Here is a 12,986-nt window from a genome sequence, read left to right on the forward strand (position 1 = left end):
GGATTACCTCTGCATGTGGATACTTGTGACACCGCCGAAAGGCTTAGGCCTTATTTTATCAAAAAGCGGGGTCATGAGGTTTGCAAGAAGTATGGCAAATGGAACGCCATCAGGATAAATTCCATAAGTCCTGATTATTATGACAAGTATCCCTGCTGTAAGGCCGTAGGTAATCATGGGGATATGTCCTACGGGGGAGGAGGAAGTGTCTGTTGCCAGAAAAAAAGCTCCGAAAAGAGTTGATCCGCAGAGCAGGTGATATTCCGGCGAAGCATATTCCAAAGGATTGACAAGGTAGAAAATGAATGCGGCGAGGGTCACCCCCGTCACAAAGGAGAATGGAATATCCGGTCTGATCACTTTTCTGGATAGCAGATAAATACCACCCAGCAGAACAGCTCCGGTCTGTGCCGCTCCTGTTCCTCCCAGTTGAAGACCGAGAAAAAGGTCTTTCAAAGGATATTCAGCCAGAGTCTCAGGCCCGAAATTCTTGAGCTGGCTGAGCGGGTAGGTCAGTTCTGAAGCTAACATGGTCATGTCAAAATCCATAAGGTCCGGCCAGGATATTGTCAGAATTGCCCAGCCGACCAGCGGCGCGCATAGCGGGCTGGTCCCCAGTCCTCCAAAAATCATGCGCCCGATTATTATGGATATTGCACTTCCTGCAATCACCATCCACCACGGGGAGGCCGGGGGAATCAGGAAGCCGAAAAGTAGCCCGGAGAGCAGAGTTGTATAGTTGTCCGCTTCCACATCTCTTTTCATAATGTAAAGACATATGGTCTCAGTAATGACAGCGGTGAAGCAGGACAGGGCCAATACCCTCACAGCCATCATCTGGTAGTGCCAGACAGCAAACGCTGCCGCAGGAAGCAGGGCAAGTATTGTTTCCAGTGCGGAATTTTTAATGGTCCTTCCGCAGTGGACGTGTGCAGGTGCAGAAACTGTTAAAACAGGTGATCCGGTTATGGGTCTCATGACTGTTTCCGAAGATCCTCTAGTATGGGTTGCTTGGAAAGTTCTTTTTTGGCCAGTCTGATATACTGGAGAACCGGACGCTGGGCCGGACACCAGTATGTACAAAGTCCGCATTCGAAACAGGAGGCAATATTATATTCAAGAGTATTCTCGAATAACCCGAATTCAGCGTGACGGGAAATCATGTTGGGTTGAATCCGGGCCGGGCATTTGATCACGCACTCTCCGCATCCGACGCATGGAGTGTCTTTGGTTGTTGGCTCGGGCCCTGTCGCTACAACAGTCACACCTTGTGTCTCAGGAGTCACTCCGTGTCTGAGAGTATAAACTGCATCCCCTGAAAGCGGTCCACCTAGAATTACCCGGTCATGATCAGAAATCTTGAACCCCGCAAGGCGTGCCAGAACTCCTGCCGGAGTTCCAACGGGTGCAAGGAAAAGGGTCGTGCCGACTTTTACTATGATGTCCGTTACTGCTTGTTTTCCATGCAGAGTGCGTCCTATTCTGTAAAGAGTGGCAGCATCGATTACACAGACATCAGCGGGTATTTCCCTGCCTGTCACCGCTTTTACCACCATGGGGTTGAGGCCGTTGGGGTAGACCGGAGTTATGCCGTGAACCGTACAACCGGCAAGTGTCCAGTTCATTCCTTTGGGCAAAGCAAGGGCACAGGCTTTAGGTGAAAGGGCTTCCTTCAGATAAGCCAGCCCTTCAAGCATGATGTCATTGAACTCTTCGATGAGAAAACGATGTCCATCAAGCCCAGCTTCGGCAGGAACCGCGTTGATGATCAATGTACTTCCGGCCTTGAGGGGGCGGGTGTTGATACCACCGCTACGCAGGGAGTTGAGCATTTCCATTGGTGAGGCTGTGTTGAATTCAAGTGGAGCGGCTATGCGAGTTCCTTCCTGTCTGACCCCGATAAAATCTTTTTTGACGTCGGTTACCGTTCCTGAAACAGATGTATGCACGGAAGGCAGCAAACCTGCCGGGTCAACAGCTACAGCCTGTCCCTTTGCTATCTGCTCATCTTTTTGAACCAGTGGTCTGCACCCGGTTACGCACAGGGTTATTTCAAAGGAGGCAAGCTCCTGTTCCCTGATATTCACTATTGGTCCGCGTTCTGACGGGATAAGTGAGAAAAGAGGATTCATAATACTGTTCATCCACCTTATTTTAAATGGCACTGGGCACAATCATCATCTTTATACGGACCGCGTTTGAGCTCTCTGTGGCAATCCTTACACTGGTCGTGGAAGGCGCTTACGCGGTTCAGAACAAGGTCCTTGCCATTATTCTGTTCATGACACTGGGCGCATGGAGTATGATCTCCCTTGTAATTGTCCATGTTGCGCATTCTATGACACGGGGTACAGCCCTTAAGACCTTCCTCGAACATATCATCATGGCAGTTTATGCAACGGGCATGTGCTGCATTGCGAACGCTCGGTATCTCTTTGCTTCCGGCATTTGTGTGACAGTTCCCGCATTTTTGCGGTTCATCTTCAATGTCTTCGGAATGGTGACAGGCCTGACAGTCGTCAAAGGCATATTCCTCATGAGCGGCATGGTCGAAATTTAGCTTTCCCAGCTCGGCATGGTGGCACTGCACACAGTAACTATTGTCAGGAAACGAGTTAATGTGATCACGCACATAATCTCGGTCAAATGCTTCAGGATGGCATGACCCGCAGGCGAGAGGTTCCTGTGACTCCCCCCGTTTTTCGTGATGGCAGCTGTCACAGGGGATTTCATAGTCCCGGTGATGTTTTATGTGAGTAAAGATGACTTTTCCGCCACTGTTGCGGAAAAGAATTCGCACCGGCATTTCCTGTTTTTCTTCCGGTGTTACGTATCCAACGACTGACAACCCCAGCAGGACTGCAAGCACAATTGAGACGGGAATGAATTTTTTATTCAACAGTCCATCCTCATTTTGTAAAGAATCTTAGTTATCTATTCTATATGGAACTGGTCGGAATTTGTCCAGCATAAACTTGTGAGTGTGAATGGATAGTTTGGGTCAATAAAAATATTCGAGATAATATATTATGTGTGGAGAGTCTTGTCGGATTGTAAACATGGTTTTGCGATAATAACTTGTTTATATAATATTTTAAAGTAATATAATTTAAAATAAAATCAAATTATAAACGTCATGTGTCTAAAATATGAATACAGCTTTAGATCTCTGGTCGCAGTTTAACATTTGCGTGTTCGCTTTCTTCTGTTTACTAATATTATTTACAATATGATTATTGTAGTTTTCATACCTTATAAGTCCTGAATTATTCCTGACTAACTGTTGTTGTGTGGTTGCTAAATTGTATTCAGGCTGTGACGTAATAGAAACATTATACTGTTAATTACCCTCTTGAACGAAGAAGAGTCCTTCTTCGGGGTCTGAATCAATTAAATCAAGAATTTAGGAGAATGTGATGAAAGTTTCCATCAAGAAGATGATGCTGCTTTTCGTCTGTGTACTGCTGATTGCTGCAGTTCCCGCACAGGCCAAGGGCAAAAAAGTCCGTGTTTACAAGGGAAAACCTGCCAAGTACGTATTTTTCTTTATCGGTGACGGCATGGCTCTTCCACAGAAAGGAGCTGCAGAAGCTTACGCTGGTAAAAAACTTTTAATGGACACTTTTCCTGCACAGGGTATGACCACAACCTATGCCGCCGACAGATTTATCACCGGTTCCGCTGCTTCCGCAACAGCTCTCGCCAGCGGACAGAAGACCAATATCGGCATGCTCGGCATGGCTCCGAATCAGAAGCATGTAAAATCCATTGCTGAAATCGCCAAAGAAGAAGGCATGAAAGTCGGTATCGTATCAAGTGTATCAATCGACCATGCTACTCCTGCCGCTTTCTACTCTCATGTTCCCACCCGCGGACAGTATTATGATATTGACGTTGCTCTTGCAGAAAGCAACTTTGATTTTTTTGCCGGTGGCGGATTGAAAGATCCTTCCAACAAAAAGAAAAACAGCAAAAATTTTAAAGGCAATGCTCTCGATCTTGCTAAAAAGAACGGCTTCAAAGTTGTTTCCGACAAAGAAAATTTCATGAGCCTAAAGCCTTCCGACGGCAAAGTTCTGGCATGGAACGCATGGCTGCAGGATTCCAAGGCTCTTCCTTACGCTATGGATATGACCGAGAAGGATATCACTCTGCCCGAATTCACTGAAAAAGCGATTGAGATGCTTGATAACCCCAAAGGCTTTTTTCTCATGGTTGAAGGTGGTAAGATTGACTGGGCATGTCATGCCAACGATGCTGCTGCTTTCATTCACAACACCATTTCTTTTGATCAGTCCATTGGCAAAGCCGTTGAATTTGCCAAAAAGCACCCTGAAGAGACTCTCATCGTTGTTACCGGTGACCATGAGTGCGGTGGTCTGACTCTCGGTTTTGCAGGAACCAAGTACGCTTCTCATTTTGACGCTCTTAATAATCAGGATGTGTCCTTTCAGAAATTCTCTGATGAAGTTGTAAAGCTCTGGAAGGAAGAACATGGCGAAAAGGCTTCTTTTGAAGACTTCCAGCCTACCATCACACACTTTTTTGGACTTGAGTTCGAAGGTGATGCCAAGAAAGACCCCAAAGTGGTTAAAGATTACCAGCTTGCAATGCTCAAAGATGCTTACTCCCGCACCATGAAAGGTGAGGAAATTAAGGATCCCGAGCTTTACAACCTCTATGGTGGTTACGATCCCCTGACTGTTACCATCACCCATATCCTCAACAACAATGCCGGTATCGGTTGGACTTCCTTCAAGCATACCGGAGTTCCTGTTGCCACCTCAGCAATGGGTGTAGGCGCGACTTCTTTCAACGGATACTATGACAACGTTGATATCGCTTACAAAATTATGTCAGTGATGGGAATCACCCCTAAAATTCACGCATCCATGCAGAATGCTAAGTTTGCTGCAAAATAGTTGAACTGAAAGACAATTCAATGGGGCGGGGCACTTTCAGAAGTGTCCCGCCTTTAGCTTATGAACTGAAAAAAAGGCCCGCTTATGCCCGGAATTATCAAGAATCGAGAATTTGTCCTTGTTTCGGTTTTCGCCATGTTGACCGCTATTCTGTATTTTATTCCAACCGACTTTGACCAGCGGGTTGATGACACCGCCATACGTTGCAAGGCTGTAGTCACCGCAGTTGATAACAGCGAAGTACATCAATTCGGTATCGTCCGCACAGGCCCTCAGACTGTGACAATGGAAATGCTTGAAGGTAAATTCGAAGGACAGGAATTCACTGGAACAAATGAAATTCTGGGACAGATGGATAAGGATAAAATTTTCGAAGTTGGAGATGAAGCCCTGGCGGTTCTTACTCTGGATAGTAAAGGAGAGGTCCTTTATGTTAATCCTCAGGACCACTACCGCATCGGTCTTGAAATAACCATGCTGCTTTTGTTTACTTTTCTGCTGCTTGTTTTTGGCGGTTGGACAGGAGCAAAGGCCATGTTCTCCTTTTTGTTTACCGCTCTTGTTCTCTGGAAGCTGCTAATTCCGGGTCTGCTTGAAGGGGTAGACCCCGTCTGGCTCACCCTTGCCATAGTGGCGGTGCTTTGCGCGGTGATTATTTTCATGGTCGCAGGTTTGAACCGTAAGGGAGTTGTGGCTTTTCTGGGGGCATTTCTAGGTGTTTTTACCAGTTGTATACTGGCTATCTATTTCACGGGAAAACTGCACATGCATGGTGCGGTTATGCCCTTTGCAGAGACTCTGCTTTATTCGGGGTATGCACATCTTGACCTAACCAAGGTTTATGTGGCTGCTGTCTTTCTGGCCTGTTCAGGTGCTGTGATGGATCTGGCAATGGATGTTGCCGCAAGTATGGATGAGGTTGTAATGGCCAATCCTGAAATTTCACGTATGGAGGCCTTAGCTTCCGGCATACGTGTGGGACGGGCGGTTGTAGGAACGATGACGACAACTCTTCTGCTTGCCTATTCAGGAGGCTTTATCACTTTGCTTATGGCTTTCATGGCGCAGGGGGTTCCTCTGGTTAACACTTTCAATTTCGTCTACGTCTCCGCGGAAGTTCTCAAGACACTTATCGGAAGTTTCGGGCTTGTTACCGTCGCGCCTTTCACGGCACTGGCCGGGGCGTTCATTTATATGCGTAAGAATTAACTGATAATAAAATAAGTTTCCCTTCCGCTTGAGGACGAAAGTTGCCTAAGCGGTTTGGTCTGGTTTATTTGTACGTTTCTGATATCGAACACGGGGTAGTTCTGTATCTTGTTGATGTTGGAGTCTTGTGGTATTTTTCCTGAAATAAGAATGTTTTATTCGTTTTTTGAGGATAGTACCATGAAAGTCCGTTGTGTATTGATCGTTGTTGTTATGTTGTTCTTTGCTGGATGTGTTTCGTCGAGGAAAGCTTATCAGGTAGTCCCGGATGGTATTATTTCGCTCCCTCAGGCGAGAAGTATTATTGAAGAATATTATGACGGCGGAGACTATTACAAGGACGTAAAAGCTAAAACAGTTGTTGTTGCAGAGGCCGTTGATCAGGCCATTGCGGATAAGGTTAAGTACCCGGCAGTCGTGATGGTTGTTGAGGATGTTCTGCTTTCAACATATCAGGCGCGTAAAAGACAGGGGTTTTCAACAAATGACGAAGCCCGTAAGGACCTTGATTCAAATGTTATTCTCAGCGCGTTGCCACCTATGGAACCTTCAGTTCGGTTATATAATTACCTGCTGAGCCGTAATGTTCCCGTTTTTCTGGTCTCTTACCGGCCTGAAAGTCTCAGGATTCAGATAATGGAAAACCTTACAAAAGCTGGTTTTGCAGGGTGGAATAAGATCTTTATGTTTCCTGCAGCATATCCGGATGACAGAAATTTTTGTGAAGAAGTCCGTAAAGGATTGCAAAAAACCGGGTTCAATATTGTAGCTACCGTGGGAGTGCTTAAAGAGGATATTGCAGGGGATGCAAGTGGAGTAAAGGTTTTGTTCCCAAACTATATTTATGATCAGCGGCGGCAGTGATAATCTGTATGCTGGCATCCTGGACAGCCCGTAATGTTATCGAGAATAAGTATTTTAACAAGGTAGGCTGAAATTATCCTGCAATGTCTCTGCACGACTTTTCCGGGTACGAATATTTATATCAATTTGGGGTAGTTTCTTGTGTGGATCTTAGATTGGTTTTGGTAAAAAGAAATAAAACCCCGGCATGAATAGTATCTCATGCCGGGGTTTTATTTAGATTGTTTTAAAGCTGTTGAGGTCTTTTTCAGCTTACCTGAAATGAGCTGCTGTTTAAAAAGGATCAAGCTTTACGGACATATTTTGCTGCGCTCAGTCCGGCAACGCATCCTTCACCGACAGCTTTGGCCATTTGCAGAGGAGGGCCGCATATATCTCCGGCAGCGAAAAGGCCGGGCACGTTGGTTCTCTGCTGCTTATCGGTTTCAATAAATTTCATGGAGTCGTCCAACTGGATTCCCAGCTCTGAAGCAAGAGACATAACCCCTTTGGCTCCGAGCTCTATGAATACACCGGTTACATTCAGAGTAGTTCCGTCATCAAGCACAAGTCCGTCCACCCCGGAATCTCCAGTTATTTTTTCTACTTCAACTCCCTCATGGATGATTATATTTTCGGTTTTCAGTCTCTCCATGAGTTCCGGAGCAAAGTTGAACTCTTTAGCTACCAGATGGATTTTAGAAGCGATGTGGGTAAGATGCAGCGCGCCGCCTGCAGCAGCGCTTTCTCCCCCGACGATTGCGACTTCCTCATTTCTGAAAAAGTTGCCGTCGCATTCAATGCAATAGCTTACCCCTTTTCCGAAAAGGTCTTTTTCTCCGGGAACTCCGAGTTTATTTCTGGTGGTTCCTGTGCAGATAATTATCGCTTTGGTTTTGAATCTTTTGGTTTCAGTGTCCACAGTGAAAACATTCCCATCAGAAGACATCAGGTCAGGACTTTTAATTTTCAGCACGTCCTCATCAAAAAAGACAGCCCCGAAGCTCTCAGCCTGTTGCTGTCCTGTCTTAAGAATCTGCTCACCTGAAATTTCAAGTGTGCAGCAGAAGTTTTCAATGTGTGCCCACCATAGACTGCTTTTATCGTTTTTGCCTAGAATAAGAACTTTGAGACCTTTGCGGGCGGAGTGGATTGCAGCTTGCAGGCCGGCCGGGCCTGCTCCCAGGATGATAATGTCGTAGTTGGTTTCTGTCATTTTCTGCATCCGTTATTGTGTTGATATGGTTTGATGATACCCTATAAAATTAAGTTTCATCTTGTAAAAGGCAAGTTCGCCAAGAACAGTATCCCACAAAAATGGTCAAGAGTTAAGCTGTTCCATAATCGGATCGTAAAGATCTGTTATCCTTTTGTATCTGGGGAGCTGGTCAAACAGTTTATCTGCATACCCCAGTGCAATCATCTGTTGCCGGGACCAGCGGTAGTTGAGATCATACGCCCAGCTCAGGACAAGCAGCCGGAAGTCGTTGACACTCTTCATTTCGAGGTAGTTTGCCTGTTCTCCCGCTTCAATTGATCTCAATACAGGTTCACTTATCAGTTCCGGGATGTCTTTAAGGCCCATAAGCGCGACACTGCTTTCAGGGCGTGTGTCTGTCATGTGATCAAGAAGGACCTTAAGAATGTCCATTTTGTCTGAATCCCGGACTATTAAGGTTGCGGTTCTCATTTCCTGCGAAAGGTTGGGAGGAAGTATTTTTCTGTTATGAAGTGCAATTGCAGCCAGAACAGTTTTAAGCCTTTTTGATTCAAGACCGTCCAGAAGCCTTTTTCGCAGGATGTATCGAACTCCTGTGGTCGCATGGTTACATGAGTCGGCGTCTTTGAAAGTTCCGTACTTTTTGAATTGCGGAAATCTCCCAGTATCATGGAAGAGGGCCGCAATCTGGTATGTATGCGCTTCTATTCCTTCAATTGAAAGGGATTCGCAGATCTTGCAGCAGTTTTCAAGCAAATCAAAAGAGTGCTTGAATTTGAGTTCAAAATCTCCTTTTTCCTTATCTGATGCCTCATCAAGATATGGGGTAGCGAAATCTTGAAATATTTTCTGGTAGTTACGCATTTTATTAGTGCATGATTCTTTTCTTCATGAATTTATAATCGAGTTCAGTTATTTTTCCATTTTTCAGGTCCTCATCAAGCTGTTGAAGTGCCTTTACGCGCATTTCTTCTGCTTCGCGATCCATTTCATGGTCGCGGAAACGGCCGTTAGGGCCGAACAGATATCTCAGAAAAATGATGATAACGCCAAGTATTGCCGCAACAAAAAGCATTTTAAGTGCAGAAGCCCAGAAGTCACCATACCCCGGACCGAAGGGCCAGTGGTCCCAGTGAGGGTTGCTTTCGTATTTGCCTAAAATAAAAGATGCAATGGAGGATACTGATTCTATCATGAAATATTCCTGTTTAGTTTTTGCGAATAAGTAACTCTCATTTCAAGTCTCCGCAAGATATTCCAGCGGGGTGAAAAGGATCACCTTCGGCTTGTTACTTTTATTCGGCTGTGTTTTAATCATGGTTAAATTTGATTTCTACGCCATTAATGGAGAAGCGAATGAAAATTCTCGTTGTTGAAGATGAGCTTGCAAGCCGTAAGTATCTTACTCATGTTATGGAAAGCTATGGTGAATGCGACTCTGTGGATAACGGAGTTCAGGCAATTGAACGTTTCAGGGATGCCTTGGAATCCGGTTCCCGCTATGACTTGATATGTATGGATATAATGATGCCCGAAATGGACGGTATCGAAGCGTTGAAGGAGATTCGTCGAATTGAGCATGAAAATTCAGTGAAGCCGCGGCTGGAAGTGCGGGTCATGATGACTACTGCTCTGGGCGATCCCTCAACTGTAATGGATGCTTATTACAAGGGAGGGGCAGCTGTGTACCTTACAAAACCTTTGGATGTTCCCAAAATCAGAGAAGGTATGATTGAACTTGGGTTTTTGAAGAAATCCATAGAATAGTGTTCGGTTTCACTGGACAGGTGGCGTTTACGTTATTAGTTATTGAAGTGCGGTCTTTGACCGCACTTTTTTTAATTTATAGAATATGAGGTATTAGATGAAACTACTCGGGTACTTGGCTCTTCCACTAACCGTTATCTGCCTGCTGGCCTTAATGGCAGGAGATGCGGATGCTAAAAGGATGGGGGGCGGTAGATCCTTCGGCAGCAAGCCATCTTATTCCAACACTTACAAAAAACCTGCTTCTACCGCGACCAATCAGAAGCAGGCTTCCGGTGCCAATAAGCAGCAGGGTGGAATCGCCCGGCCCGGCATGGGACTACTCGGCGGTTTGCTGGCAGGAACTTTTCTCGGTTCCATGCTTGGCGGATTCGGAGGAATGGGTGGCGGTTTTTTCAATATCCTGATTATAGGCCTGTTGGTCTATCTTGGATTTAAGTTCTTTAGATCCCGCAGCCGGGGAGCAGATCAGATGTATCAGCAAGGCAACTATCAGCGGGGACCGACTCAGTCCGGACATGGAAACAGCAATGTTAGCAGTGACCCTTTCGCAAGGCGTGAGGATAATGCCAGAAATGCATGGGATCATTTGTCCTCCAAGTCTTCCAGTAGCCCTGCGGCGGGAACTTCTGCCGATCAGGGACCTGCTGTCAGCACTCCCGACGGTTTTGACGAGGAAGAATTCCTGGAAGGAGCGAAGGCGGTATACAACCGTTTGCAGAAATCCTGGGATAAAAGGGATATGAATGACATTGCACAGTTTGCCACTTCCGGTGTAGCTGAAGAGATTAGTCGGCAGGCTCAGGAAGATCCCGGCCCCTCACAGACTGAAGTGATGATGGTTAACGCGAGACTTCTTGAAGCCAAGGAAGAAAGTGGAAAAACAATGGCTACTGTTTATTACGATGTCCTTTTGAGAGAAGATCCTTCCCAGAGTCAGCCTTCACAGGTTCGGGAAGTTTGGCATTTTGTAAAGGAACACGGCAGTGAATCCATGTGGAAGCTGGATGGAATCCAACAGCTTGAAGACTGATTAATATCCTTTACGACAATTATTGCATCACAGGCATTTCTATTGGGAAATGCCTGTTTTTTTACGATCTATTTCGGCTATAATTGACTTGGTGCGTTTGTAATGTATTATATGTGAGTTACTTGCTTATTTGATATTAATTCTTGAAATGCTTAGTTATGCATCGGGGGGGACATGACTGGAGTGATTGTTGAGCATATTTCGGAGGATCTGGAAGTTTTGATTCCATCCTTCATGGATAATACCTATGCAGAAATTGCGTTACTGGAGGGCGCGGTTGACACGGAAGATATGAAGACCGTGCAACGGTTAGGACATAATATCAAAGGTTCTGCATTGAATTACGGCTTTAAGAATCTTTCAGAAATAGGGCGTAAAATCGAGATTGCCGCAGGAAACGAAGACCGGGGCCAGGTGTTGTCTTTGCTCGATGAGTTAAGGATGTATGTTAAACGTGTAGAAATCTCTTTTGTCTGATCTGCTTCCTCACCACAGAAACCTTTCCAGTTCCAGCCTGAATGTCTTTGGATGAATACATTCAACTATTTCCAGATTATTTCCATGAGCACTATCGCAGCTTTTAGATAAATCTACAAACTCGGGATGAATGGCCCTGAACCTGCTGTTGAAAACAATCTTTACTTTTGGCAGGAGAGGGGCTTTGGGTGTGTTTGCTACAACAACACCGTATCTCCCGTCCGATAGTTTTACAAAGCATCCCGCCGGATATATTCCCATGCATTTAATGAAGTTTTCCAGATAGCGTGGATGGAACGATGTGTCCGTCATGCTGTAAAGCTGCTTGATAGCCTGGTTCGGCGTGAGGGCTTCTCGGTATGGACGTTCGGTTGTCATTGCGTCATATGAATCACAAATAGCTATAATTCTGGCGAATTGTGTGATTTCATTTCCGGCAACTCCCTTGGGGTAGCCTGTCCCGTCGTATTTCTCATGGTGCTGGGCGACTGCGGTTACTATTTTATCGGAAACACCCTTCTGTGAGGCTAGATACTCCTGTCCACTCACCGGATGGTTCTTTATGGCTGAGAATTCTTCAGCCTTTAATTTCCCTTTTTTTTTGAAAATACCCTGATCAATCCAGACCTGGCCAATGTTCATCAGCATGGCGGACATAGAGATTTCCTTTACTGCTTCACGTGACAGTCCCATGAAACGGCCAAGGATGGCACTCAGTATGGCTGTGTTTAGGCTGTGGGTGAAAAGATATCTGTCAGTTCTGGCTAGTACAGTAAGACTTGCCGAGGCACTGCAGTTTCTTTCTATGGAGTCTATAAGCGGGTCAACGTTTTTCTCGTATTCACAGAATTCAAGGGGGTCTTTTCTTTCTATTGCTTCATATATCTTGTGTATGCAAGACAGTACGTTGTTGTACGCCTCTCGCGCAAATAAGATTTCTTCTGAATATGATGTCTGTGGAAAGGAGCTGACAGTCCTGCTTTGGGATGAATCAATCAAAACCTCTGTAATATTCAGTTTTAGTATGGTCGCTATATCGTTCTTGGATGAGATATATGTATTGGAGATTTCCTGGGGAAGACTTGCCTGCCCGGTGGCTGAGCAAACAACAAACATGCCTTCCTGGAGATTTGTTGTCTTGATTTTTTCTAGCATTGAAGTCGCGGTCCGGAATTAGATTATTAATTCGTAGTCGGTAGTTCGGAAAATATTACAAAATGATACACATGTGAGTCCGTGTAGGGCAAGAGAAAAGTGCGTATGCCGCGCTACGCGGCTGTGGGATGTTACTCCGTCACTAATTACGCACTCAAATGTTTCTGCAAGGGCGACTCAATTCGCAAATTTTATAGCATTTTGATTCTATTTCCACTTACCCTCCGTCAATGTCCTTTATGTCTTAATTATAATTTAATCACCCTTGTGGGGGATGTCCAGTCCGCGCCCTGTAGAAAAAACAGGTTTTTTCTCTTATTGTTTGTTTTTTGTTGATCAATTGAACATTAAAATATCTTGA

13 protein-coding genes are annotated in these 12,986 nt (G+C 45.3%); 6 read left to right on the forward strand and 7 right to left on the reverse strand.

The window, feature by feature from the left end; translation table 11 throughout:
• Window positions 1–3: 3 nt before the first annotated feature.
• The 3 genes from ACZ5PW_RS10240 to ACZ5PW_RS10250 are packed head-to-tail and all read right to left on the reverse strand — an operon-like array spanning window position 4 to window position 2,899.
• Window positions 4–978 (reverse strand): RnfABCDGE type electron transport complex subunit D, encoded by a 975-nt coding sequence (locus tag ACZ5PW_RS10240; protein ID WP_464552918.1) that lies wholly within the window; start codon window positions 976–978, stop codon window positions 4–6.
• Window positions 975–2,132 carry a 4Fe-4S dicluster domain-containing protein gene (locus tag ACZ5PW_RS10245; protein WP_464552920.1) on the reverse strand — a complete coding sequence of 386 codons (1,158 nt, stop codon included), beginning with the start codon at window positions 2,130–2,132 and terminating at the stop codon, window positions 975–977. The genes ACZ5PW_RS10240 and ACZ5PW_RS10245 overlap by 4 nt, the downstream gene beginning before the upstream one ends.
• Before the next feature lie 17 nt (window positions 2,133–2,149).
• A complete protein-coding gene (locus ACZ5PW_RS10250) occupies window positions 2,150–2,899 on the reverse strand; it encodes a cytochrome c3 family protein (RefSeq protein WP_464552924.1) in 750 nt (249 codons plus the stop codon).
• Between the two features lie 517 nt (window positions 2,900–3,416).
• Between ACZ5PW_RS10250 and ACZ5PW_RS10255 the strand changes: the two genes are divergently transcribed.
• The 3 genes from ACZ5PW_RS10255 (at window position 3,417) to ACZ5PW_RS10265 (ending at window position 6,995) form a co-directional block, all read left to right on the forward strand.
• A complete protein-coding gene (locus ACZ5PW_RS10255; RefSeq protein ID WP_464552926.1) occupies window positions 3,417–4,922 on the forward strand; it encodes an alkaline phosphatase in 1,506 nt (501 codons plus the stop codon).
• An 84-nt stretch (window positions 4,923–5,006) separates the two neighbouring features.
• Complete coding sequence (locus ACZ5PW_RS10260; protein ID WP_464552929.1) at window positions 5,007–6,131, forward strand: YibE/F family protein; 1,125 nt, start codon at window positions 5,007–5,009, stop codon at window positions 6,129–6,131.
• Window positions 6,132–6,311: 180 nt separating this feature from the next.
• On the forward strand, window positions 6,312–6,995 hold the full coding sequence (locus ACZ5PW_RS10265) for an HAD family acid phosphatase (RefSeq protein WP_464552932.1): 684 nt from the start codon (window positions 6,312–6,314) through the stop codon (window positions 6,993–6,995).
• A gap of 283 nt (window positions 6,996–7,278) precedes the next feature.
• Here ACZ5PW_RS10265 and ACZ5PW_RS10270 read toward each other — a convergent pair whose 3' ends face one another.
• From ACZ5PW_RS10270 to ACZ5PW_RS10280, 3 genes are all read right to left on the reverse strand, one after another.
• Window positions 7,279–8,190 carry an NAD(P)/FAD-dependent oxidoreductase gene (locus tag ACZ5PW_RS10270; RefSeq protein ID WP_464552935.1) on the reverse strand — a complete coding sequence of 304 codons (912 nt, stop codon included), beginning with the start codon at window positions 8,188–8,190 and terminating at the stop codon, window positions 7,279–7,281.
• 105 nt (window positions 8,191–8,295) lie between these two features.
• Window positions 8,296–9,057, reverse strand: a complete 762-nt coding sequence (locus tag ACZ5PW_RS10275) for an HD domain-containing protein (protein ID WP_464552938.1) — start codon at window positions 9,055–9,057, stop codon at window positions 8,296–8,298.
• A 4-nt stretch (window positions 9,058–9,061) separates the two neighbouring features.
• Window positions 9,062–9,388, reverse strand: coding sequence for an SHOCT domain-containing protein (locus tag ACZ5PW_RS10280; protein ID WP_464552940.1), 327 nt, complete (start codon window positions 9,386–9,388; stop codon window positions 9,062–9,064).
• A 161-nt stretch (window positions 9,389–9,549) separates the two neighbouring features.
• Here ACZ5PW_RS10280 and ACZ5PW_RS10285 point away from each other — a divergent pair, with 161 nt between their 5' ends.
• The 3 genes from ACZ5PW_RS10285 (at window position 9,550) to ACZ5PW_RS10295 (ending at window position 11,470) form a co-directional block, all read left to right on the forward strand.
• On the forward strand, window positions 9,550–9,960 hold the full coding sequence (locus ACZ5PW_RS10285) for a response regulator (RefSeq protein ID WP_464552943.1): 411 nt from the start codon (window positions 9,550–9,552) through the stop codon (window positions 9,958–9,960).
• A gap of 97 nt (window positions 9,961–10,057) precedes the next feature.
• Window positions 10,058–10,993 (forward strand): Tim44 domain-containing protein, encoded by a 936-nt coding sequence (locus ACZ5PW_RS10290; RefSeq protein ID WP_464552946.1) that lies wholly within the window; start codon window positions 10,058–10,060, stop codon window positions 10,991–10,993.
• Between the two features lie 174 nt (window positions 10,994–11,167).
• On the forward strand, window positions 11,168–11,470 hold the full coding sequence (locus ACZ5PW_RS10295; RefSeq protein WP_464552949.1) for an Hpt domain-containing protein: 303 nt from the start codon (window positions 11,168–11,170) through the stop codon (window positions 11,468–11,470).
• Between the two features lie 9 nt (window positions 11,471–11,479).
• Here the strand turns inward: ACZ5PW_RS10295 and ACZ5PW_RS10300 are convergent, their stop codons facing one another.
• Entirely contained in the window at window positions 11,480–12,625 is a 1,146-nt protein-coding gene (locus ACZ5PW_RS10300; protein WP_464552951.1) for an HD-GYP domain-containing protein, read from the reverse strand.
• Between the last annotated feature and the right edge of the window lie 361 nt (window positions 12,626–12,986).

Source organism: Maridesulfovibrio salinus (assembly GCF_055394525.1).

What these genes read in the sequence shown, in the direction of transcription:
- ACZ5PW_RS10255 (WP_464552926.1), top strand. Translation starts at nt 3,417, where the DNA reads ATGAAAGTTTCCATCAAGAAGATGATGCTGCTTTTCGTCTGTGTACTG.
- ACZ5PW_RS10240 (WP_464552918.1), bottom strand. Translation starts at nt 978, where the DNA reads ATGAGACCCATAACCGGATCACCTGTTTTAACAGTTTCTGCACCTGCA.
- ACZ5PW_RS10295 (WP_464552949.1), top strand. Translation starts at nt 11,168, where the DNA reads ATGACTGGAGTGATTGTTGAGCATATTTCGGAGGATCTGGAAGTTTTG.
- ACZ5PW_RS10245 (WP_464552920.1), bottom strand. Translation starts at nt 2,132, where the DNA reads ATGAATCCTCTTTTCTCACTTATCCCGTCAGAACGCGGACCAATAGTG.
- ACZ5PW_RS10270 (WP_464552935.1), bottom strand. Translation starts at nt 8,190, where the DNA reads ATGACAGAAACCAACTACGACATTATCATCCTGGGAGCAGGCCCGGCC.
- ACZ5PW_RS10275 (WP_464552938.1), bottom strand. Translation starts at nt 9,057, where the DNA reads ATGCGTAACTACCAGAAAATATTTCAAGATTTCGCTACCCCATATCTT.
- ACZ5PW_RS10280 (WP_464552940.1), bottom strand. Translation starts at nt 9,388, where the DNA reads ATGATAGAATCAGTATCCTCCATTGCATCTTTTATTTTAGGCAAATAC.
- ACZ5PW_RS10290 (WP_464552946.1), top strand. Translation starts at nt 10,058, where the DNA reads ATGAAACTACTCGGGTACTTGGCTCTTCCACTAACCGTTATCTGCCTG.
- ACZ5PW_RS10260 (WP_464552929.1), top strand. Translation starts at nt 5,007, where the DNA reads ATGCCCGGAATTATCAAGAATCGAGAATTTGTCCTTGTTTCGGTTTTC.
- ACZ5PW_RS10285 (WP_464552943.1), top strand. Translation starts at nt 9,550, where the DNA reads ATGAAAATTCTCGTTGTTGAAGATGAGCTTGCAAGCCGTAAGTATCTT.
- ACZ5PW_RS10300 (WP_464552951.1), bottom strand. Translation starts at nt 12,625, where the DNA reads ATGCTAGAAAAAATCAAGACAACAAATCTCCAGGAAGGCATGTTTGTT.
- ACZ5PW_RS10265 (WP_464552932.1), top strand. Translation starts at nt 6,312, where the DNA reads ATGAAAGTCCGTTGTGTATTGATCGTTGTTGTTATGTTGTTCTTTGCT.